18 protein-coding genes, 1 tRNA gene and 1 pseudogene are annotated in these 22,927 nt (G+C 59.6%); 10 read left to right on the forward strand and 10 right to left on the reverse strand.

The window, feature by feature from the left end; genetic code table 11:
- Positions 1-24: 24 nt before the first annotated feature.
- Positions 25-1,008 carry an FAD:protein FMN transferase gene (locus JOE33_RS04650; protein WP_025990766.1) on the reverse strand — a complete coding sequence of 328 codons (984 nt, stop codon included), beginning with the start codon at positions 1,006-1,008 and terminating at the stop codon, positions 25-27.
- Positions 1,009-1,429: 421 nt separating this feature from the next.
- Between JOE33_RS04650 and JOE33_RS04655 the strand changes: the two genes are divergently transcribed.
- Positions 1,430-2,722 carry an MFS transporter gene (locus JOE33_RS04655; RefSeq protein WP_010426770.1) on the forward strand — a complete coding sequence of 431 codons (1,293 nt, stop codon included), beginning with the start codon at positions 1,430-1,432 and terminating at the stop codon, positions 2,720-2,722.
- A gap of 62 nt (positions 2,723-2,784) precedes the next feature.
- On the opposite strand, the gene JOE33_RS04660 is transcribed toward JOE33_RS04655, so the two are convergent.
- The gene (locus JOE33_RS04660; RefSeq protein WP_187626173.1) at positions 2,785-4,047 is read right to left on the reverse strand and encodes an MFS transporter; all 1,263 of its coding nucleotides are present in this window, start codon (positions 4,045-4,047) and stop codon (positions 2,785-2,787) included.
- A 146-nt stretch (positions 4,048-4,193) separates the two neighbouring features.
- Positions 4,194-5,657: a glyceraldehyde-3-phosphate dehydrogenase gene (locus JOE33_RS04665; protein WP_054993706.1), complete on the reverse strand. Its 1,464-nt coding sequence runs from the start codon at positions 5,655-5,657 to the stop codon at positions 4,194-4,196.
- A gap of 190 nt (positions 5,658-5,847) precedes the next feature.
- Between JOE33_RS04665 and mfd the strand changes: the two genes are divergently transcribed.
- The 3 genes from mfd (at position 5,848) to JOE33_RS04680 (ending at position 12,656) form a co-directional block, all read left to right on the forward strand.
- The gene (mfd, locus tag JOE33_RS04670) at positions 5,848-9,300 is read left to right on the forward strand and encodes a transcription-repair coupling factor (protein ID WP_096101174.1); all 3,453 of its coding nucleotides are present in this window, start codon (positions 5,848-5,850) and stop codon (positions 9,298-9,300) included.
- Between the two features lie 11 nt (positions 9,301-9,311).
- On the forward strand, positions 9,312-9,836 hold the full coding sequence (locus JOE33_RS04675) for a CsiV family protein (protein ID WP_122528719.1): 525 nt from the start codon (positions 9,312-9,314) through the stop codon (positions 9,834-9,836).
- A 75-nt stretch (positions 9,837-9,911) separates the two neighbouring features.
- Positions 9,912-12,656, forward strand: coding sequence for a DEAD/DEAH box helicase (locus tag JOE33_RS04680; RefSeq protein WP_096243341.1), 2,745 nt, complete (start codon positions 9,912-9,914; stop codon positions 12,654-12,656).
- A 13-nt stretch (positions 12,657-12,669) separates the two neighbouring features.
- Here JOE33_RS04680 and JOE33_RS04685 read toward each other — a convergent pair whose 3' ends face one another.
- Entirely contained in the window at positions 12,670-13,236 is a 567-nt protein-coding gene (locus JOE33_RS04685; protein WP_209924040.1) for a cysteine hydrolase family protein, read from the reverse strand.
- A 113-nt stretch (positions 13,237-13,349) separates the two neighbouring features.
- Here JOE33_RS04685 and JOE33_RS04690 point away from each other — a divergent pair, with 113 nt between their 5' ends.
- From JOE33_RS04690 to JOE33_RS04710, 5 genes are all read left to right on the forward strand, one after another.
- Positions 13,350-14,099, forward strand: a complete 750-nt coding sequence (locus JOE33_RS04690; protein ID WP_096101178.1) for a 3-oxoacyl-ACP reductase family protein — start codon at positions 13,350-13,352, stop codon at positions 14,097-14,099.
- 178 nt (positions 14,100-14,277) lie between these two features.
- Positions 14,278-14,367: transfer RNA gene (locus tag JOE33_RS04695), tRNA-Ser, on the forward strand.
- A 453-nt stretch (positions 14,368-14,820) separates the two neighbouring features.
- A complete protein-coding gene (rbsK, locus tag JOE33_RS04700) occupies positions 14,821-15,747 on the forward strand; it encodes a ribokinase (RefSeq protein WP_187626171.1) in 927 nt (308 codons plus the stop codon).
- A gap of 29 nt (positions 15,748-15,776) precedes the next feature.
- Positions 15,777-17,108 carry an L-fucose:H+ symporter permease gene (gene fucP, locus JOE33_RS04705; protein WP_054993709.1) on the forward strand — a complete coding sequence of 444 codons (1,332 nt, stop codon included), beginning with the start codon at positions 15,777-15,779 and terminating at the stop codon, positions 17,106-17,108.
- Positions 17,105-18,172 carry an aldose 1-epimerase family protein gene (locus JOE33_RS04710; protein WP_187626170.1) on the forward strand — a complete coding sequence of 356 codons (1,068 nt, stop codon included), beginning with the start codon at positions 17,105-17,107 and terminating at the stop codon, positions 18,170-18,172. Before fucP ends, JOE33_RS04710 begins: the two co-directional genes overlap by 4 nt.
- A 5-nt stretch (positions 18,173-18,177) precedes the next feature.
- Here JOE33_RS04710 and deoR read toward each other — a convergent pair whose 3' ends face one another.
- Positions 18,178-18,942, reverse strand: coding sequence for a DNA-binding transcriptional repressor DeoR (gene deoR, locus JOE33_RS04715; protein ID WP_187626178.1), 765 nt, complete (start codon positions 18,940-18,942; stop codon positions 18,178-18,180).
- A 108-nt stretch (positions 18,943-19,050) separates the two neighbouring features.
- On the opposite strand from deoR, the gene deoC reads away from it, so the two are divergent.
- Complete coding sequence (gene deoC / locus JOE33_RS04720; protein WP_187626169.1) at positions 19,051-19,731, forward strand: deoxyribose-phosphate aldolase; 681 nt, start codon at positions 19,051-19,053, stop codon at positions 19,729-19,731.
- Between the two features lie 34 nt (positions 19,732-19,765).
- On the opposite strand, the gene JOE33_RS04725 is transcribed toward deoC, so the two are convergent.
- The 5 genes and pseudogenes from JOE33_RS04725 to JOE33_RS04740 form a co-directional block, all read right to left on the reverse strand.
- Positions 19,766-20,014, reverse strand: coding sequence for a hypothetical protein (locus JOE33_RS04725; RefSeq protein WP_187626168.1), 249 nt, complete (start codon positions 20,012-20,014; stop codon positions 19,766-19,768).
- Positions 20,015-20,124: 110 nt separating this feature from the next.
- Positions 20,125-20,217: pseudogene (locus JOE33_RS25725) on the reverse strand (DUF1206 domain-containing protein); the annotation flags it as partial.
- Between the two features lie 662 nt (positions 20,218-20,879).
- Positions 20,880-21,521 carry a GIY-YIG nuclease family protein gene (locus JOE33_RS04730; RefSeq protein ID WP_187626039.1) on the reverse strand — a complete coding sequence of 214 codons (642 nt, stop codon included), beginning with the start codon at positions 21,519-21,521 and terminating at the stop codon, positions 20,880-20,882.
- 64 nt (positions 21,522-21,585) lie between these two features.
- Positions 21,586-21,909 carry a hypothetical protein gene (locus JOE33_RS04735; protein WP_187626040.1) on the reverse strand — a complete coding sequence of 108 codons (324 nt, stop codon included), beginning with the start codon at positions 21,907-21,909 and terminating at the stop codon, positions 21,586-21,588.
- 153 nt (positions 21,910-22,062) lie between these two features.
- The gene (locus JOE33_RS04740) at positions 22,063-22,683 is read right to left on the reverse strand and encodes a tyrosine-type recombinase/integrase (RefSeq protein ID WP_187626041.1); all 621 of its coding nucleotides are present in this window, start codon (positions 22,681-22,683) and stop codon (positions 22,063-22,065) included.
- Between the last annotated feature and the right edge of the window lie 244 nt (positions 22,684-22,927).

Here is a 22,927-nt window from a genome sequence, read left to right on the forward strand (position 1 = left end):
GACCGGATAATCCGGCCCGCTGACTTAACGCGGCTGCTCCACAACCAGACGATCGAACGACGCATTGCTGCGGATGATAAAGCGCTTATCGGCACGAATCACAAAAAAAGCAGGGATTTTATGTTCTTGCGCATAATTCCAGCCGCGCTGAGGGCCGAGAATCAACAGCAGGGAGGACAGGCCGTCAGCCATCAGCGCCGAGGGATGAATGACCGTCACCGACGCCAGACTGTGGCTGATCGGCTTGCCGGTCAAGGCATCGAGCGTATCGGAAATGCGCCACCCGTCATGGTCGATGTAGCGCCGAAAATCGCCCGACGTAGAAACGGCGTAGCCCTCGAGCGGAAAGACTTTTTGCGTGACATTGCCATCATCGAGCGGCGCGTCCAGGGTCACCCGCCAGGGCGAGCCGTCGGGCTTGAGCCCGCTGACTTTAAGCTCACCCGTGGCCTGCACCAGATAATCGTGCAAACCGAATGCGTCCATCCGTTCGCTGATGCGATCCACCGCATAGCCGGCGGCGATGCTGTTGAGGTCCACCTGCACGGCGGCGCTCTTGCACAACCGGTCACCGACGATGCGCAGGTTGCGATAACCGACCAGCGCTTGAGTCCGGGCCAGCTGCCGCACCAGCGGCATCCGCTCGAACAGCGTATGAGGCCCCAAACCCCACAGGTCCATCAACGGCTTGACGGTCAGATCGAAGGCTCCGTCACTCTCCTGCGCCAGCTGTTCGCCCACGCCGATCATTTTCAAGACCGGCTCCGGCATCACCTGGCAGCTATTGGCAGGCAATGCATTGAAGCGTTCGATATCCGAATCCGTGCGCCAGAGCGACATCTGCTGATCGACCTCGGCCAGAATCGCTTCAACCTGGGGACGCACAGCCGCAGGCTCAGGCTGCCCGGAAGCGCGCACATACACCACGGAATAATGGCTGCCCATGGTGGGGCCGCCAAAGCTTTCCAGCTTGCGCTCCTGACCACAACCGCCGCACACCAGCAACACGAGGCACCCTGCAAAATTGCCAAATCTACGCAAACACACGCCCCGCACTATAAAAACCCTTCAGAGTGACTTGCTGCCCTTGGCGAACAAGACAGAAAAGCGTCCATAACCTGCCCTGACACACAGTGAATCGCCCCGATACGAGGCCGACCGGCATATTGAGTAGCCGAAGGCGACTTATGATCCCTGCGTGGCATGCCTGTTCATCAGGTTTCATCAAATCGACGCACCGCACGATCCTCATCGCCTGTACCTGTCAAGCGTCAGTTAACTGATAGCAAATCGCCGAAACGGTTGTCTTTGAGCCCTGTTACACATACTGTTACAAATGTGCATCGCCAGTTGCACACACGAAATGGCGATGCAAACGGGATAAAAACGACAACGGACTCCAAGCCGACGAGCCTGAGCGAGTAACTAAATGGCCTCCACAACAAGTAAGGGCAAAGCGATCTTTCGCGTTGTCAGCGGTAACTTCCTCGAGATGTTCGATTTCATGGTCTATGGCTTCTACGCCACGGCCATCGCAAAAACCTTCTTCCCTTCCGACAGCGCTTTCGCTTCGTTGATGCTGTCGCTGGCGACCTTCGGCGCAGGCTTCCTGATGCGCCCTCTGGGCGCGATCTTTCTGGGTGCCTACATCGACCGTCACGGACGTCGCAAAGGGCTGATTATCACCCTCGCGATGATGGCAATGGGCACTCTGTTGATTGCCTGCGTGCCGGGCTACGCCACCTTGGGTGTCATCGCACCCCTGCTGGTACTGCTCGGTCGTTTGCTGCAAGGCTTCTCGGCAGGTGTGGAACTGGGCGGCGTTTCGGTGTATCTGGCTGAAATCTCGACACCGGGCCGCAAAGGCTTCTTCGTCAGCTGGCAGTCCGCCAGCCAACAGGCCGCCGTGGTCTTCGCCGGCTTGCTGGGCGTAGGTCTTAACCACTGGCTGAGCCCTGAGCAGATGGGCGAATGGGGCTGGCGCGTGCCGTTCCTGATCGGCTGCCTGATCGTCCCGGCCATCTTCATCATCCGTCGCTCGCTGGAAGAGTCACCGGAGTTCGAAGCGCGCACGCATCGTCCGACGCTGCGTGAAGTGGTGCGTTCCATCGGCCAGAACTTCGGTCTGGTGCTGGGCGGCATGGCGCTGGTGGTGATGACCACCGTGTCGTTCTACCTGATCACTGCTTACACCCCGACCTTCGGCAAGAACGAACTGAACCTGACCGACCTTGAAAGTCTGTTGGTGACGGTCTGCGTGGGCGTGTCCAACTTTATCTGGCTGCCGATCATGGGTTCGTTCTCCGATCGCATCGGCCGCAAGCCGCTGCTGATTGCCGCGACGGTGCTGGCCATCGCCACGGCCTACCCTGCCCTGTCGTGGCTGGTCGCACACCCGAGCTTCGGCAATCTGCTGATGGTCGAGCTGTGGTTCTCGTTCCTGTACGGCTCCTACAACGGCGCAATGGTCGTGGCACTGACCGAGATCATGCCGGTCGAAGTCCGCACCACCGGCTTCTCGCTGGCCTACAGCCTGGCGACTGCAACCTTCGGTGGTTTTACCCCGGCGGCCTGTACTTACCTGATTCACGTACTGGATAACAAGGCAGCGCCAGGCATCTGGCTGACCGGCGCCGCCGTGCTGGGTCTGGTTGCGACGCTGGTACTGTTCCGCAAGGGCGGGCAAAAGCTTGAAGCGCCTGTGGCGGCTTCCGCCAGCTGATTGATCGCTGCATCGCAAAAAAAACCCGGCTCGAGAGTCTCTCGGCCGGGGTTTTGCGTTTTTCAGACCTTGCGTTTCCAGGGCCGGAAACCGAGCCAGAGCAGAATGCCCGGCAATTGCAGGGCAATCATCAACCCCATCGACCACTGCCAGGCCTCGGGTGGATGCCCTGCCCCCTCCGCGACTGGCCACAGATTCAGGACGCCGCCCATCAGCCACTGGAGGAAAAACGCCAGTACGAACACCACCAGATTGAACGACGAACTCACCCTGCCTGCCAGCTGCGGCGACACCGATTGCGCGACGATGGCGTAGTTCATGGTGGTCGAAGTGCCGAAGAAGCTGAAGCCCATGGCAATCAGATAAGGCGATACGGGCAAGCCACTGACCATCAGCATCTGAAAGCCGACAAAGATCACCATACCGGTGCCACAGATCATGATTGGCTGTACGCCGAACCTGCGCAGGTAATCGGTGATCGTGCCGAACGTCAGGGACCCCGCCACCATCGCGATAGCGCCGAACAACAGCACATTGGCCATCCCGGAATCACCCAAACCCGCCATATCGCGTAGCCACGGCCCCATCCACAGTGACAGGACCGACATGTAGATGGCGTGTGCGAACACCGAGTACAGCGCCAGACGCCAGAACGTCCATGACGAGTAGAGCTTGCCGACAGCGGCAAACATATCGGCGTAGCGAGTGTTTTTGCTCTCGTAGGTCCTGGGAACGCTGAGGTGTATGACCACCGCCACACAAAAGGTCAGCAGCGCCAGAATCAGAAACGCCTCTCGCCAGGTCAACCAGCTCAGCAGTGTATGCAAAGGCGTGGTCGACGCCATCGCACCAAGGCCACCGATAGACAACAGGCAGGCGGTACTCAGTGGCAAACGCTCGACCGGCAACCAGATGGCACACGCCTTGATCGCACTCATCAGCGAACCCGCCACCCCCAGGCCAATCAGCCCACGCCCGATCAACAACCCTGTCTCGGTGCTGGAAATACTGAAGATCACCGAGCCGGCGACCGCGAACAGCAGCATCGGCGCCTGAACACTGCGCGGCCCGTAGCGGTCCAGCAGGACGCCGAGCGGAATCTGTGCGGCGGCGAAGGTCAGAAAATACACGCCAGTCAACAACCCCAGACTGCTCGCAGGCAAACTCAGGTCGGCCTGCAGGTCAACGTAGATCACTGCGTTGACGGTGCGAAACAGGTACGAAACGAAATGCCCCAGCCCGAAGGGAATGAAGATCGTCAGAAACAGAAAGAAGAAGCTGCTTTTGAGGGGATGTTGCGAACTATCCAGAGCCGAACTGCTCATCCTTGATACTCCATCGTCCAGAAAATCTGCGCGTGACAGACTCTCACGGTCAGCCATAAAACAAAACGGGCCGAAGCCTGCCTGCGCAGGGTTCGGCCCGTTTATCTGCTGCCCCGGTCAGACCGGGCAGCTCAAGCGTTCAACGTTTACTGCGGGAAGGCTGGCGGATTGACGTCTGCCATGTCTTCCATCACGCGAACCACCTGATGGCTGTAACCGAATTCGTTGTCGTACCAGACGTACAGAACAACGCGGTTGTCGTTGACGATAGTGGCTTCGGCATCAACGACACCGGCGTGACGCGAGCCGACGAAGTCAGTGGAGACCACTTCCTGCGAGTTCACGAAGTCGATCTGCTTGTGCAGATCCGAGTGCAGCGCCATGTAGCGCAGGTACTCGTTCATTTCTTCGCGAGTGGTCTGCTTCTCGAGGTTGAGGTTAAGAATGGCCATGGACACGTTCGGCGTCGGCACGCGGATCGCGTTGCCGGTCAGCTTGCCGGCCAGCTCAGGCAATGCCTTGGCAGCAGCGGTGGCCGCACCGGTTTCGGTGATGACCATGTTCAACGCAGCACTGCGACCACGACGGTCGCCCTTGTGGAAGTTGTCGATCAGGTTCTGGTCGTTGGTGTACGAGTGAACCGTTTCGACGTGACCGTTGGCGATGCCGAACTTGTCGTTGACTGCCTTGAGCACCGGCACGATGGCGTTGGTGGTGCAGGATGCCGCCGAGACGATCTTGTCGTCCGCAGTGATTTCACCGTGGTTGATACCGTGCACGATGTTCTTCAGCTTGCCCTTGCCCGGCGCGGTCAGTACCACGCGGTCGATGCCCGGGCAGGCCAGATGCTGACCCAGACCCTCGGCATCACGCCATACACCGGTGTTGTCCACCAGCAGAGCGTCCTTGATACCGTACTGGGTGTAATCCACCTCGGACGGGTTCTTGGCGTAGATCACCTGAATCAGGTTGCCGTTGGCGGTGAGCGTGCTGTTGGCTTCGTCGATGGTGATGGTGCCATCGAACGGACCGTGAACCGAGTCACGGCGCAGCAGGCTGGCGCGCTTGACCAAGTCGTTTTCCGCGCCCTTGCGGACCACGATGGCGCGCAGACGCAAGCCGTCGCCACCACCGGTCTTCTCGATCAGGATCCGCGCCAGCAGGCGACCGATACGACCGAAACCGTACAGCACGACATCGGTGCCCTTGCGTGGGCTGGTGCCCTGCTGACCCACTACACTGGCCAGCTCTTCACGAACGAACTGCTCTGGCGTGCGGCCATTGCCTTCGGTCTTGAACTTCACGGCCAGCTTGCCCAGGTCCACCGAAGCGGCACCCAGCTTGAGCTCGCTCATCGCTTTGATCAGCGGGAACGTCTCGTGTACGGACAACTCAACCGCATCGGACTGACGATGACGCGCAAAGCGGTGAGCTTTGAGAATCGCGATGACTGAACGGTTGATCAGGCTACGGCCATAGATCGAGCTCACCACATTATTATTGCGGTAGAGCTGACCGATGAGCGGGATCATCGCTTCGGCGAGAGCTTCACGATCAATCCATTCACCAAGACACTGGTCGGGCTTCTGAGTCACGGGAACCTTCCACATGTAGGGGCTGAAAAAAGGGGCTACATTATGACCGCGCCTTTGTTTATGAGCAATGCACGGCTGTCATATCGACGCGCACTACATAATTTTCGCCCGTAAACACGTGGCAATACTCCGGAAAACTGACAGCCACCACCTTCCCCCGTTACAATCGCCGCCCCTGTTGCAACGCCTGGAGCCCGACCTTCCCGTGCCAGTTCTGCGTCTACCGCATCTTTCTGCCGCTGCAGGCAAACAACACTGGGGCAATCTTCCCGGTGCCACACTGAGCCTGGCCATTGCCGAAGCCGCCAGCGCGGCCAAGCGCTTCACCCTGCTCCTGACCGCCGACAGCCAAAGCGCCGAGCGGCTCGAGCAAGAGCTGAAGTTTTTTGCCCCCACGCTGCCGGTTCTGCACTTCCCGGACTGGGAAACCCTGCCCTACGATCTGTTTTCGCCGCACCAGGACATCATTTCGCAGCGCATTGCCAGCCTTTATCGCCTGCCGGAACTGGAACATGGCGTTTTGGTAGTCCCCATCACGACCGCCCTACACAGGCTGGCGCCGACCAAATTTCTGCTCGGCAGCAGCCTGGTGCTGGATGTCGGCCAGAAGCTCGATGTGGACGCCATGCGTACGCGCCTGGAAGCCAGCGGCTACCGGTATGTGGACACGGTCTACGAACACGGCGAGTTCACCGTGCGCGGGGCGCTGATCGATCTGTTCCCGATGGGCAGCAAGCTGCCGTTTCGTATCGACCTGTTCGACGATGAAATCGAAACGCTGCGCACCTTCGATCCGGACACCCAGCGCTCCATCGACAAAGTCGAGTCGGTACGCCTGTTGCCTGCCCGTGAATTCCCGCTGCAAAAAGAAGAAGTCACACGCTTCAAGGCGCGCTTTCGCGAGCGCTTCGACGTGGACTTCCGGCGCAGCCCGATTTTCCAGGACTTGAGCAGCGGCATCACGCCTGCCGGCATCGAGTACTACATCCCGCTGTTCTTCGAGGAAACCTCGACGCTGTTCGACTATCTGCCGCAGGACACCCAGGTGTTTTCCCTGCCGGGCATCGAACAGGCTGCAGAGAACTTCTGGAACGACGTGCGCAACCGCTATGAAGAACGCCGCGTCGACCCTGCCCGGCCGCTGCTGCCGCCAGCAGAATTGTTTCTACCGGTGGAAGACTGCTTCGCACGCCTGAAAAACTGGCCGCGCGTGGTCGCCAGCCAGCAGGATGTCGACGCCGGTGCCGGACGCGAGCGTTTTCCCGCACAGTCCCTGCCGGACCTGTCCATCGAAGCCAAGGCCACTCAACCACTGGCGGCCCTGTCGAAGTTTCTGGATGACTTCCCCGGGCGCGTGCTGTTCACCGCCGAGTCCGCCGGACGCCGGGAAGTGCTGCTGGAGCTGCTCGAACGTCTCAAGCTGCGCCCCAAAACCGTCGACAGCTGGCTGGACTTCGTCGACGGCAAGGACCGGCTGGCGATCACCATCGCACCGCTTGACGAAGGCCTGCTGCTGGAGCAACCGGCCCTGGCGCTGATCGCAGAAAGCCCGCTGTTCGGCCAGCGTGTCATGCAACGCCGTCGCCGCGAAAAGCGCACTGATGGCGGCAACAACGACGCAGTCATCAAGAACCTCACCGAGCTGCGCGAAGGCGCTCCGGTGGTGCACATCGATCATGGCGTAGGTCGTTACCTCGGGCTCGCGACGCTGGAAGTCGAAAACCAAGTTGCCGAATTCCTGATGCTGGCCTACGCCGAAGACGCCAAGCTGTACGTCCCGGTCGCCAACCTGCACCTGATTGCCCGTTACACCGGCAGCGACGACGAAACCGCGCCGCTGCATCGCCTGGGCTCGGAAACCTGGCAGAAAGCCAAACGCAAGGCTGCCGAGCAGGTCCGTGACGTGGCGGCCGAGCTGCTGGATATCTACGCGCGTCGTGCAGCCCGCGAAGGCTATGCATTTGCCGACCCGAAAGCCGATTACGCGACCTTCAGCGCAGGCTTCCCGTTCGAAGAGACACCGGATCAGCAGACCACCATCGATGCCGTGCGCGCCGACATGCTGGCGCCCAAGCCGATGGATCGCCTGGTCTGTGGCGATGTGGGCTTCGGCAAGACCGAAGTGGCCATGCGCGCTGCCTTCATCGCCGTGCATGGCGGGCGTCAGGTGGCCATTCTGGTGCCAACCACCCTGCTCGCCCAGCAGCACTACAACAGCTTTCGCGACCGTTTCGCCGACTGGCCGGTGACCGTCGAAGTGATGAGCCGCTTCAAGTCGGCCAAGGAAGTCAACGCCGCGGTTGCCGATCTGGCCGAAGGCAAGATCGACATCGTCATCGGCACGCACAAGCTGTTGCAGGATGACGTCAAGATCAAGAACCTCGGCCTGGTGATCATCGACGAAGAACACCGGTTTGGCGTGCGCCAGAAGGAACAGCTCAAGGCGCTGCGCAGCGAGGTCGATATTCTGACCCTGACCGCAACGCCGATCCCGCGAACCCTGAACATGGCCGTGTCTGGCATGCGCGACCTGTCGATCATCGCGACGCCACCGGCGCGCAGGCTGTCGGTGCGCACCTTCGTGATGGAGCAGAACAAGCCGACCATCAAGGAAGCCCTGCTGCGCGAGCTGTTGCGCGGCGGCCAGGTCTATTACCTGCACAACGACGTCAAGACCATCGAGAAATGCGCTGCCGATCTGGCCGAGCTGGTGCCGGAAGCACGCATCGGCATCGGCCACGGGCAGATGCGCGAGCGCGAACTCGAACAGGTGATGAGCGACTTCTACCACAAGCGCTTCAACGTGCTGATCGCCTCGACCATCATCGAGACCGGCATCGACGTACCGAGCGCCAACACCATCATCATCGAGCGCGCCGACAAGTTCGGTCTGGCCCAGCTGCACCAGTTACGCGGGCGCGTCGGGCGCAGTCACCACCAGGCCTACGCCTACCTGCTGACCCCGCCACGCAAACAGATCACCCACGACGCCGAAAAGCGCCTGGAAGCGATTGCCAACACCCAGGACCTTGGCGCGGGCTTCGTGCTCGCCACCAACGACCTGGAAATCCGTGGCGCAGGCGAACTGCTCGGGGACGGCCAGAGCGGCCAGATCCAGGCGGTGGGCTTCACCCTGTACATGGAAATGCTTGAGCGCGCGGTGAAGTCGATTCGCAAGGGCGAGCAGCCCAATCTCGATCAGCCGCTGGGCGGCGGACCGGAAATCAACCTGCGCGTGCCGGCACTGATCCCCGAAGCCTACCTGCCGGATGTGCACACGCGCCTGATTCTCTACAAACGCATTGCCAACGCCGCTGACGAAGAGGCCCTCAAGGACCTGCAGGTCGAAATGATCGACCGCTTCGGCCTGCTCCCGGAACCGACCAAAAATCTGGTGCGTATCACGCTGCTCAAATTGCACGCCGAGCAGCTGGGCATCAGGAAAATCGACGGTGGCCCGCAAGGTGGCCGTATCGAATTCGCGGCCGAGACCCCGGTTGATCCACTGACCCTGATCAAGCTGATCCAGAGCCAGCCCAACCGCTACAAGTTCGAAGGTGCCACGCTGTTCAAATTCATGGTTCCCATGGAGCGCCCGGAAGAGCGCTTCAACACGATCGAAGCGCTGCTTGAGCGCCTGACCCCGAAAACTGCTTGAAGGATTCACGCATGCTTCTGTTTCGTTCATTGATCCTGCTGCTGACGCTGATCGCGCCAACCGCGTTCGCCGATGGCCTGTATCAGGTCGAGATTCTGCTGTTTCGCCAGAACGGCGAACCTGCCTCGACCCGCCAGCTTGTACCGGAAAACTGGGACAAGGGCGCACAGAAGATCGACGCGAATGATGAACGAAGCCCCGCCCTCAATGATCTGGCGAGCAAACTGCAAGGCAGCGGCAAGTATGAAGTGCTGATGCAGCGCGCCTGGCAGCAAAGCATCGGCACCGAGCCGGGCAAAGTCGCCATCACCAGTGGTGAAGAGCGGCTTGGGCATTTTCCGATCGAGGGCACCGTGAGTCTGGCGATGGCACGCTTCACCGATATTGGTGCACAATTCTGGGTCAACCAGCTGGACCCGCATGGCGTGGTCATCAGCAGTGAACGATTGAAGCAGACTGCCAGGGTAAAGAACGGTGAGCTGACCTATCTGGACAATGGCAACCTCGCGTTGCTGATCAAGGTTTCTCCTCTTTGATCTTTACGTACGCAAGGGACGCCCAGGCGTCCCCTTTCTTTTTGAGCATCGCTGCGGCGTAGGGCTTTTTAAAACTTGTCGTCCATTCTCGAAAAAGTCCTGGCTGCGGCCTGGACAGACTTATTCCACGAGCGAACGCTTGAGCGAGGGCGCGACTACGCCCGGCAAAAACGCATCGTGCTGGAAGACTCCAGCCCGCAGATCATCCGCACCGCCTGTCGGGGCTCGGGCCTGGAAATCTACACCCAGACCCTGCTGTTCAAGGACCCCGATCGCTACAAGAACTACCTGACCTGCAAATGCACCTGCCCGGTTCGCAACGATTGCAAACATTGCGTGGCCGCCCTGCTGTTTCTGCAGGACCCGCACAACCGTCCGCTGCTGCAGGCCGCCCTGGCCTCGCACCAGCAAGAGCCGGAAAAGCCTATTGAGCAGAAGCCCAGATTGCCGGAGCGCCTGATCGATGACCTGCAGCCACGGCCCAGGCTGATTCTGGCCAGCATCGAATTCAGTGCCTACGAGCCGCGCAACGGACGCATGCAGCGGCACATTCAGCACCGAGCCGCGCTGGCCTTTGCCTACGGCAAGCATTACGCGGTCGGCACCACCAACGTCAGCATTCTGGTCAGTTCGCTGGGCAGCGATCTGGTGAATCAGAAAAGCGACATCATCGAACACACCGACACCGAAACCCTGCGCATCCGTCGTCAGGGCGAACGGGAGCGGCAGTTGCGTCAGGAACTGGCCGATCTGGGCTTCAAGGTCGCCACCCGACAAAGCAAGGCGCTGCCCGACAGCGCCGGCGACATGTACGAACTGCCCAATGACAAGGCCTGGCTGCATTTTGTCCTCGACGACCTGCCGCGCCTGCGCGAGCAAGGCTGGGAGATCGACATTCAGGAAGAATTCGGCTTCGACGTTACGCCGGTGGAAGACTGGTACGCGGTCATCGACGAAGAGAACGAGCGCGACTGGTTCGACCTGGAACTGGGCATCATCGTCAATGGCGAGCGCCTGAGCCTGCTGCCGATCCTGATCAACCTGATTCGCAGCCATCCCGAACTGATGAGCCCGTCGGCCGTGGCCAAGCGCGGCGACGAAGAACAACTGCTGGTGCAGCTCAACCACTTCACGCAAAGCGGCGGCAGCCCGGTACAGATCGCCCTGCCCTACGGCCGGCTCAAGCCGGTACTGGCGACTCTGGGTGACTTCTACTGGCGTCAGGAGGGCAACAACGCGCTGCGCATGAGCAAAGCCGATGCGGCGCGCCTTACCCAGCTCGAAGACCTGCCGCTGACCTGGCAGGGCGGCGACCGCCTGCGTCACTTTGCCGAACGCCTGATCAACATCAAGGACGCGCCGGTCAGCCTGCCCGATGGCCTGAACGCCACGCTGCGCCCGTATCAGCTGGAAGGCCTGAGCTGGATGCAGTCGCTGCGCGAGCTGGAAGTCGGCGGCGTGCTGGCCGACGACATGGGCTTGGGCAAGACCCTGCAGACCCTGGCCCACCTGCTGATGGAAAAACAGGCCGGACGCCTCGACCGCCCGGCACTGGCGGTGATGCCGACCAGCCTGATCCCCAACTGGCTGGACGAGTCCGAGCACTTCACCCCGGACCTCAAGGTGCTGGCACTGTACGGTGCCAATCGCCATCAGGATGCAGGCAACCTTCAGGATTACGACCTGATCCTGACCACCTACGCATTGCTGCCACGGGATCTGGAGCTGCTGGAAAAACAGCCCTTCCACGTGCTGATTCTCGATGAAGCGCAGTACATCAAGAACCCCAACAGCAAGGCCGCCCAGGCCGCACGCAACCTCAATGCCCGTCAGCGCCTGTGCCTGAGCGGCACGCCGCTGGAAAACCACCTGGGCGAGCTGTGGTCACTGTTTCACTTCCTGATGCCCGGCTGGCTGGGCAACAGCAAGGAATTCAACAGCAATTACCGCACCGCCATCGAAAAGCACGGCAACCAGGATCGCCTGCATCACCTGAATGCGCGTATCAAGCCGTTCCTGCTGCGTCGCACCAAGGAGCAGGTCGCGACCGAACTGCCGCCCAAGACCGAGATCATCCACTGGGTCGACCTCAACGACGCGCAGCGCGATGTGTACGAAACCGTGCGCCTGGCGATGGACAAGAAGGTCAGGGACGAAATCACCCGCAAAGGCGTGGCGCGCAGTCAGATCATCATTCTCGAAGCGCTGCTCAAGCTGCGCCAGGTCTGCTGCGACCTGCGCCTGGTCAACCAGGACATGCCGGTCAACAGCAAACAGGGCACCTCGGGCAAGCTCAACAGCCTGATGGAGATGTTCGAAGAACTGCTGGCCGAAGGTCGCAAGATTCTGTTGTTCTCGCAGTTCACTTCGATGCTCAGCCTGATCGAGGAAGAGCTCAAGCAACGCGGTATCGCCTACGCCCTGCTGACCGGCTCGACCCGCGATCGCCGCACGCCGATTCACGACTTCCAGAGCGGCAAGTTGCCGATCTTCCTGATCAGCCTCAAAGCAGGCGGCACCGGCCTCAACCTGACCGCCGCCGATACGGTGATCCACTACGACCCATGGTGGAACCCGGCAGCGGAAAATCAGGCGACCGACCGTGCGTACCGTATCGGCCAGGACAAGCCGGTGTTCGTCTACAAGATGATCGCGCGTGGCACCGTGGAGGAGAAAATCCAGCGCCTGCAGCGGGAAAAGTCAGCGCTGGCCTCGGGTGTGCTCGATGGACGCACAACCGGCGACTGGAAATTGCGCGACGAAGACCTGCAAGCGCTTTTCGCCCCTCTGCCCGCTGCACCGAAGAAAACCCGCAAGTAAGCCCGCCAGGCGCCTATTCGACAGCAACCTGCTGGAGAATCTGCGCCGTCGACAGGACCGTAGCGTACTCGCCATGCAGATTGGCCAGCGACATCGCGTGCACCTCTTCGGCACTGCGCGGCGTGCCGAAGAAGTCCTGTTGATCGAAGGTAAAACAGGCATCGTGCGCGACCAGCACGTCAAACCCCAGATTGCCGCCACTGCGCGCGGTGGACTCGACCGAGTTGTTGGTGACCACACCGGCAATCACCAGTTGCCTGATCCCGTCGGAGCGCAACCACATTTCCAGAAAGGACCCGCAAAACGCGTCGGGCACCTGCTTGCTCAACTCACGCTCGTCGGCTTGCGGCACGAACGCTGACTGGTATTCGACGCCTGACTGATGCGGCCAGAACACTGATTCGGGTGATGTCGAGAAATGCCGGACGTGGATCACCGGCCGCCCGGAATGCCGCCAGGCGCCGAGCAGCGCGCTGATGTGGGTCTCGGCCAATGGGTTATTGCGCCGTCCGAGCCTGGGGTGATTGATACCCTCCTGCAGGTCGATCAGGATCAGCGCGCTGTTGTCTTGAATATCCATGATGAATCAGTCCGAACTTTTGGTTCAGGAAGACTATCGCAATCAAGGTCTATTCTGGTCGCAATCGTCGACAGGCCCAGGCTTGTCCGAGACCTGCCCCCAAGGAGAACATCATGATCGAACACCTTAAACTCGCCGGCAAAGTAGCGCTCGTGCAGGGCGGCTCACGTGGCATCGGCGCGGCCATCGTCCAGCGCCTGGCCAAAGAAGGCGCAGCCGTGGCGTTTACCTACGTCAGCTCCGAGGTCAGCGCCCTGGAGATCCAGGACAGCATCAACGCCAATGGCGGCCGCGCATTGGCCATTCGCGCCGACAGTGCCGACGAAAAAGCCATCCGCCAGGCCGTACAGACCACTGCCGAGACCCTTGGCAGGCTGGATATCCTGGTCAATAACGCTGGCATTCTGGCCATTGCGCCGCTCAATGAATTCAGCATGCAGGACTTCGACAAGACCCTGGCCATCAACGTGCGCAGCGTATTCATCGCCAGCCAGGAAGCCGCGCGACATATGGAAGAAGGCGGCCGCATCATCAACATCGGCAGCACCAACGCTGACCGCATGCCCTTTGCGGGCGGTGCCACGTACGCCATGAGCAAATCAGCGCTGATCGGCCTGACCAAAGGCATGGCCCGCGACCTCGGCCCGCAAGGTATCACCGTCAACAACGTCCAGCCCGGCCCGGTGGACACCGACATGAACCCGGCGCAGGGCGAATTCGCCGAGACCCTGAAAGCGCTGATGGCCCTGCCCCGCTATGGAACAAGCGAAGAAATCGCCAGCTTCGTCGCCTACCTCGCAGGACCGGAAGCGGGCTACATCACCGGTGCCAGCCTGACCATCGATGGCGGCTTCAGCGCCTGACGCCTCCACCACAAGCGGCCCTTTGCCCAAGGGCCGCATCCCCCGCCAGGGCCCTTTACTGGCGAATAAGCGTTTATTTGCTTAAGCGCATGAAAAATCTGAAAAAAAGTTTTGCGTTAGGAAAAGCTTTCGACTACATTAGCGCGCCTCGGCAGACACAACGTTGTCGTCGAGATACGGTGAGGTGTCCGAGTGGCTTAAGGAGCACGCCTGGAAAGTGTGTATACAAGAAATTGTATCGAGGGTTCGAATCCCTCCTTCACCGCCATATTTGAAACACACAAAACCCCTGAATTCGTTGAAGAATTTCAGGGGTTTTGTGGTTTCTGGGGTCTGAAAAAATAGCCGTGGAATCAATTGTTCAGGGCACGCCTCACGTGCGGGGCATACAAGGCATGGCGCCGTCATGCTGGTTGAAGCCGTGCGCGACAGACAGCTCTTATCGGGCCAGCCCCATTCAAAGCAATTCGATCAACACCTCCCGAAACGCCCCCCCCCCAACGCCGAATTGCTGCGATGACTTTCGGGCTATATGGCGGCGATGGCCGTAGCTCGATTTCCCTGCCTCCGATCCGAAACGGCCACCAAAACGCCCTACAGGCGTTTTGATAGCGCACGCTCACATCAAAAATAAAGATTGAATCCTCACAGAAAATGTTATTTAAATAACATAAATAAAGCCGCCGAGGCATCCGTCGGCGCTGGTGAGGTCAAAACAACAATGAGCAAGATTGCAGTCATCGGCAGCAACATGGTCGATCTGATCACTTACATCGAACGCATGCCTGCTCAGGGCGAAACGCTCGAAGCACCGCGCTTTGCCATGGGGTGCGGCGGCAAGGGCGCCAATCAGGCCGCCGCCGCGGCGCTGCTGGGCGCCGACGTGCTGATGCTTAGCAAGGTCGGCGACGATGCTTTCGCCGATACCACCCTGGCCAATTTTCAACAGCTGGGCATTGATACGCGCTTCGTCGAACGGGTGCCGGGCGTGTCGAGCGGCGTGGCGCCGATCTTCGTGCAGGAGAACTCCCACAACAGCATCCTCATCGTCAAAGGCGCCAATGCCCACCTGAGCCCGGCCGACATCGACCGCGCCGAGGCGCAGCTGCGCGATTGCGCTTTGATTGTGCTGCAACTGGAAGTCGAGCTGGCGACCGTTTACCACGCCATCGCCTTTGCTCACCGGCATGCCATCCCGGTGCTGCTCAATCCGGCCCCGGCCTTGGCCGGCCTGAGCCGCGAGCATTTGGCGCAGCTGGATTTCCTGATCCCCAACGAGAGCGAGCTGGCACTGATCAGCGGCCAGCCGGTGACGTGCGCCGAGGAAGCGGCTCAGGCTGCACGCCAATTGGTTGCGCTGGGCGTACGCCACGTCATCGTCACCCTGGGCGAACAAGGGGCGCTGTACGTCGGCGCCGAAGGCGAGTGGCAGGTGCCAGGGGTCAAGGTTCAGGCGCGTGACACCACCGGTGCCGGTGACGCCTTCATTGGCTGCTTCGCCCGGCACTGGAGCCAGGACGGCAATATCCGCCAAGCCATGCACCAGGCGGTGGCCTACTCCGCCTGCTCGGTCACTGGCCTCGGCACGCAATCTTCTTACCCCGATGCGCCCACGTTTGCGCGATTCCTCGACGCATCGGCCAGCTGACACTCACCAGCATTTCGCGGAGAACAATAATGAATAAGCCTGCGCTGCAACAAACCCCTGACGGGTTCTACCTGAACCGCACGCCGTGGTTCGCCTTCCTCCTGCTCTGCAGCATCTTCGCTCTTTGGGCGGCGGCCGCGAGCATGAACGACGTGCTGATCGCGCACTTCAAGAAGGCCTTCCTGCTCAGCGACTTCCAGACCGCTTTCGTCCAGTCGGCGTTCTACCTGGGCTACTTTTTCGTCGCCATCCCAGCAGCAATGGTGGTGCGCCGCTTCAGCTACAAGACCACCATCCTCATCGGCCTGATGCTGTACCTGTTCGGCTGCGCCCTGTTCTTTCCGGCAGCGTCGACCGCCAAGTACGGCATGTTCCTGATGGCGCTGTTCGTCATCGCCGCCGGTTTGTCGTTTCTCGAGACCGCATGCAACACCTATTCGACACTGATGGGCCCGCGGGAGACCGGCACACGGCGCCTGAATATCTCGCAGACCTTCCACCCCTTCGGCGCCATGACCGGGGTGTACGTCGGCAGCTTCGTGATGTTCAAGGACACCGACGCCACGCGCGAACAGTTGACCCAGATGAGCGCCAGCGATGCGGCGGCGCAACAATTGCAGATGATCCAGTCGACCCTGCTGCCGTACAAATGGATGATCGCGGTACTCATATTGATGTTCATTCTGATCGCTATCACGCGCTTCCCCGCGTGCAAGGGCAACGGTACCGTCAGCGAACCGCGGGCGAGCATCGGCGAGAGCCTCGGCCGCCTGCGGCGCAATCCGCGCTTCTGCTTCGGCGTACTGGCGCAGTTCCTCTATGTGGGCGCGCAGGTCGGGGTGTGGAGCTTTACTATTCGCCTGGCCATGCAAATGGGCGGCATGAACGAGCGCAGTGCCTCGTGGTTCCTGCTGACCACCTTTGCCGCCTATTTTATCGGCAAGATGATCGCCAACCTGCTGATGCGCAAAATGCACCCTGCCAAGGTTCTGGCGGTGTATGGCGTGCTGTGCATCGTGCTGCTGGCCTACACCATCCTGGTGCCGAACATCACCGCGGTGTATGCCGCCGTGGGGGTCAGTGTGTTTCTCGGTCCTTGCTGGCCGACCATCTATGGTCTGACCATTGACGGGCTCGGCGAGGACACCGGTGTCGGCGGCTCGTTGCTGGTGATGAGCATCGTCGGCGGTGGCGTGATGCCGATCTTCCAGGGCCTGCTCAGCGATGCCAATGGCGGCAACATGCAGATTGCCTATAGCGTGCCGCTGCTGTGCTTCGTGGCCATCGTGATGTACGCAGTGCACTGCATGCGTCAGCCGCAACCAGTCCTGGGTGGCTCGGCCAAGGCGGTGGCGCAATGAGTAGCGAAGCGTTGCGCCTGCCGCTCTACCCACAGCTCTGGGACCAGACCAGCCGGCTGCTGCTCGAATCAGCGAATTTCAGCGTGCGTGCCTGGACCTACCCCAGCGGGGTCAAGGCGCTGTCACTGGAAAACAGCCGCGGCAAGCTGGTGATCCTGCCCTGGCAGGGGCAAATGATCTGGTCGGCCGAATTCGACGGCGTTGATTTGACCATGCTCAATATGTTCACCCAGCCGCGACCCAGTGCCAGCGTGATCGGCACCTACGGCTGTTTCATGTTTCACAGCGGCCTGCTGCGCAACGGTTGCCCGGGGCCCGAGGATGATCATGCGCTGCACGGCGAAATGCCCTGCGCGCCGATGGACGATGCCTGGCTGCAAGCAGGCGAAGACGAGCACGGCGCTTATCTGCGCCTCGGCGGCACCTGTGAATACGTGCAGGGCTTCGGCGACCATTACCGGGCCAGCCCGAGCGTCACCCTGCGCCCGGCCAGCGGGCTGTTCGAGATCGGCATGCAGGTGGTCAATCTGGCAGGCAAGGCCATGGACCTGATGTACATGGCGCACATGAACTACGCCTACGTCGACGGCGCCCGCCTCACCCAGCCCCTGGGCTGCGAGCGCACACGGGTGCGCGCCAGCGTGCCTGCCCATGTGCGGCCGACGCCGGCCTGGAGCGCCTATATCGCCGAACTCAGCCAGGGCCCGACCGGCCTCGAGGTGCTCGACTCGCCCGCGCTGTATGACCCGGAGATCGTCTGCTTCTTCGACGACGTGCGCAGCGACGCTCAGGGACAGGCGCATTTCTTCCTTGATCATCCCGACGGCGCAGCGTTCTACACCCGCTACAGCCCCCGGCAATTTGAGCATGCCGCGCGCTGGATCCTGCATAACACTGATCAGCAGGTGGCGGCCTTCATCTTGCCGGCCACCTGCGAACCGGAGGGCTACCGCGCCGAACTCGCCAAAGGCAACGTGCGCAGCCTCGCGCCCGGTGCCAGCACCGAGTTCAGCGTGACCACCGGTTACCTGAACGCACCCGAACGCCGTGCGCTGCAACCGTGATGCTTCTAGAGCACAAGCTGCGCGCCGCCGGCCTCGATGGCCTCGCGGTAGCTACGCGGGATTTTCTTGTCGCTGACCACGCAATGGAAATCGCTCAAGGCACCGAAGTGCGCAGTGCGTACGGCGTCGAATTTGGAGTGATCGGCCAGCAGCAGGCTTTGCCGGGCCTGGCGCATGACCTTCTGCTTGACCTCCACCTCGTGGAAATTGAAGCAGGTGACACCGCAGTCCAGGCTGACCCCGGCCGCCGAGACAAAGGCCCAGGTCAGGCGCACGCCATCGAGGATGCTGGTTTCAGCATGGCTCTCGAACACCTGGTTCTTGCGGTGGAACATGCCGCCGCACAGGACGATGCTGCAGTTGGGTTTCTGCTGCAGCTTGAGCAGCACGTTGAGCGAGTTGCACACCGCGGTGAACTCCAGCTCGTCGGGGATGAAGTCGACCACGAAGGGGATCGTCGTGCCACAGTCGAAAAATACCGTGTCGCCGGGCCGGATGAAGGTGGCGGCCAGCTTGCCGATGCGGCGCTTCTCTTCGACATGGCGGGTGTCCTGCTCGCTGACCCGGTAATCCCCCGGTTCAGGATCATCATGGGCGCGAGTGATGTAGCCGCCCAGCAGCCGTAACTGCCCGGGGTGCCGGCTGAGGTCGCGGCGCAAGGTCATTTCGGACACATCGAGCAGCTCCGCCATCTCCCGCAGATGGATGGCTTTCTGATCTTGCAGGGCCTGTTGAATCTGTTTGATGCGGTCGGTTTTCTTGACGTCCATGGGCATCCCGGCAATCCGTTGGAGGTGTCGCTAGAGTAACACCAAGTGTTAATTTTTTAACTTATGGGTATCCACCCAAGTGTTTTTACTGATGACAGGAATCCCTTGATGACTTCACTCGAACCCGCTGCACTGGCCCAGGCCATCGATCACACCTTGCTGGCGGCAGATGCCAGCCGAGAGCAGATTGCCACACTTTGCGTCGAAGCCCGGGAACACGGCTTCTACTCGGTGTGCGTGAACTCCGGCCAGGTGCCTTTCGCCGCTCTACAACTGGCCGGCTCTGCCGTGAAGGTCTGTGCGGTGGTGGGCTTTCCGCTGGGCGCCGGGCTGAGTGCCAACAAGGCGTCGGAAGCAGCCCTGACGATCGCTGCTGGCGCTCAGGAAATCGACATGGTGCTGAACATCGGCTGGCTCAAGGACGGCCTGTTCGATGAGGTCCGCGACGATATCGCTGCGGTGCTGCAGGCCTGTGACAAGGTGCCGCTCAAGGTGATCCTGGAAACCTGCCTGCTCGATGAGGCACAGAAGGTGCGCGCCTGCGAGATCTGCCGCGACTTGGGTGTGGCATTCGTCAAGACCTCCACCGGCTTCAGCCGCAGTGGCGCGACGCTCGAGGATGTGGCGCTGATGCGCCGTGTGGTAGGCCCTCACATCGGCGTCAAGGCGTCTGGTGGAGTGCGTGACGTGGCCACCGCCAGAGCGATGATCGAAGCCGGCGCTACACGCCTGGGCACCAGTTCCGGGATTGCGATCGTGACAGGCGCGGGAACTGGGGCAGGCTATTGAGTCTGCGGGCTTTGAACATCAAAGCCCGCAGCACTTAACTCAGATCGATCACACCGGTCATGGCCGTGAAATGGCTTTGTTTGTGCTGAACCTTGTCGAGAACCTGCGCAGGGGTCGACTCGCGAAAGACCACCATGTGCCCGACGTCCTTGCCGCCTTCGGTCACGCGTTCGATATCGTTGATCATCCAGGTGGTCAGCTCTTCGGCAGTAATGCCCAGTTCGGCCGCTACTCGCTGGTGAAGGCGCTCGGCGTCGTATTGACTGAGTTGATCGCTGTTCATGGGGTTGGCTCCTTTAAGGGGTTTAAGTTCAGTCCCCGTGAAGGCTCCACAGTTCAGTCGGGTTTGAGCGGGCTGCGGACGCCACGTCATTTCGGCTTTGCACCAGCCCCCTACCCCCCTCCGGGTATTTGCATGTTTATCTTGCGCCGGAAGGCTTCAGAGAAGCTGTAAGCCGGGAAAGCAAGCAGTCCGAAGGCCATCACTTTTCAGAAGCGGACAGATCGTGTCTGGATTGGTAATCCGTGGCATCAACGGCGCGGGCTCGACGATCTTTTCAGCCTCGTCGTTAGATCAACAGCAAAATTCGAAGTAGAAAAAAGTGCCCAGAAAACTGCGCAGCTATCTGGCCTGCCCTGTCCATAATCAACGCCTGATGGGCCGTTAGAGATCTAAACATGGCCGCCTTGGGTCGGTGGCTGGCTGCTGTGATTGGGCTGCTATCGGCCAAAAGCAGCCACTTAAGGGCGTCTAAGAAAGTTGGTGAAGTTCCCCTATGCGTGGCAATCCCCTCAGTGATTCCTGCATGAAGCCGCCCTCTTGTCTAGCACCTAGTCTGAAAGCTTATGTGCAATCCGGCCAATACGCTGGCAAAAGGCCTTGCCGGGTCGGAGCATAACTCTGTTGTCGGCGCGGAAATCGCGTCCCAGAGCTGTCCGCGCTGCCTGCAAGAGAATTTTTCCCACCAATTGGCAGTGCTTATCCACCAATTGATGTCTATTTATAGTTATGAAGCAGAGCAATGATCACATCAAGCACTCCTGAAAACTGGAATGATCTCCAAAACGAGGTAGGCTGCCTGCTAGAAGAGTGCGGATTCTCGGTGGAGATTTGGAGCGCAGCGGTAAACTTGTCCAGCAGCACTTTGTTAGCCGTATTCGTGCCTTTGTGCTATATCAACGCACGCATCATGTGTGAACAAGTCTGTACACTGAATCATTGAGTATTCATCTAGCTGATGAACAAATAATCTCGCATTTTCTGTTGGATCTCTAGAAATTTGAAACATATCGCCGTAATCCTCAGCGATGAAACTCAGATCGGTTCGCTCAACAATTTCGTCCTTAACACCCGCATGTCGATAACGAACAGACTCAAGATACACCACTCCACCACTATGCGTAATCTTGATTGAGTGAAAGTCGGGTTTTAGATAGCCTGGGTATTTTTTCTTCAGATCAGGAAGAATTTCCACACCTCCGTCCGCCCCGACACGAGGCACAACAAACCCGACAGATTCTTCCATTACGCCCCGAATGGCTTCTCTAATGGGAATCTGAAAAAACTCTCTGTTTGGCTTATAACGATATTCATCGAATCTTTTGTGAAGTCGTTTTTCAATTAACTTACAATCAGTAAGAAACTCATCATAAACAACTATAAAGTCGTCTGGAACTCCTGTACCTCTCAACCCCTTTGTACGTTCATCAGATGATTTCTTGGTTAATCCAATTTTTACTAGCCCCTGCATTGCAGGGTTAATCATCACATAAACAAAACCTGTACTCATACTATTCCCTAGCTAACACCCGAATTAAGCCGCGCCGCTAAGCGGTGTCGGCTTGAATGAATTGTTAGAACTCAGCTGCACGTTTGGGGTACACGTGGTGGCCAAGAGTCCCAGTGCGCTCCACTACTACTGAGTCGCCCACTTTGAGTTCATGCGTAGCGAAGAATTCCCTAACCCACGCTCGTTTACGAAAGATTTTCTTGTCATCTGCGATGTCAGTCAATACGGGGGCGCCGCTGCCTGAGTGAACCTCAAGCAGTTGCGAGGCGCGATTTGCTTCCGAGCTGCCACCGACAGAAGCGGCGGGAAACAGCCCCATTATGCTTGTCAGGTACAGATGATCGTTGTTGAGGTTGCCCTGAGTAAGCTCGATGGTTCCGTAGCGCAAATTTCCCCCTGAGTTCTAACGTTCGGTTGCCGTGCGGTAGGAATAGGTCCGCTGAGGTCGAGCGACTACTCTTGTCTAATCCCTGCTCTTGACTAACGGCTGCTTGCTTTGGGTCGATTAGCGACGGTCTGATCTCGACCGTCGCTATGCACCTCAAACCTCAGTCTGTTCCGCCATCTCCAGAGCGTCATCGACCTCAATACCCAGATATCGAACGGTGCTCTCCAGCTTCGTATGGCCGAGCAGCAGTTGAACCGCCCGCAGGTTCTTTGTCCTGCGATAGATCAGTGACGCCTTCGTACGTCTCATCGTATGAGTACCATACATGGCTGGATCAAGCCCAACGGTCTCCACCCAGCCTTTGACGATGCGAGCGTACTGCCGAGTGGATAGATGGTCTGAGTTATGCAGTCGGCTCGGGAAAAGGCAGTCCTCGCTGCGTAGCTGGGCCTGACGTATCCAGGCCGCGAGAGCGGACCGTGTTTGTTCAGTAATCTCGAATTGCACAGGCCGCTGCGTTTTCTGCTGCATAACCATGGCTCGTGATGATACGTGCTCGCCATGAGCGACGTCGCGCACGCGGAGCTTGGTTAAGTCCCAAGCCCGAAGCTTGCTATCGATAGCCAGATCGAAGAGAGCCAGATCTCGAGTTCTTTCTGCAATTTGAAGCCTTACTCGGATAGCCCAGATATCTCTCAGTTGTAGCGGGGGTTTCTGTCCAACCAATTTCCCTTTGTTCCAGGGCTGACGGCTGCGGGTAGCGATAATGCTCATGACATGTCCTCCACATGTGGAAGGACAAGGATGGCTAACCAAAGCAACGGTCGCTAACCGACCCAAAGCAGCCATTGGCAGAGAGCCTATTTGGCACTGGTCACATTCAAATTTGGATAGGGAAATAAGGTCAATTCACTTCGCGCGACAGCCACCTGCTGCTCCTTTTCAGAGCCTCGATGCGACATTCGCTTGCTTCTGCTGAGTCGATAGCATATAGCAACGCGTTAGCTCATCGGGCGTA

The organism is Pseudomonas sp. PvP027, assembly GCF_017833005.1.
GTDB lineage: Bacteria > Pseudomonadota > Gammaproteobacteria > Pseudomonadales > Pseudomonadaceae > Aquipseudomonas > Aquipseudomonas congelans.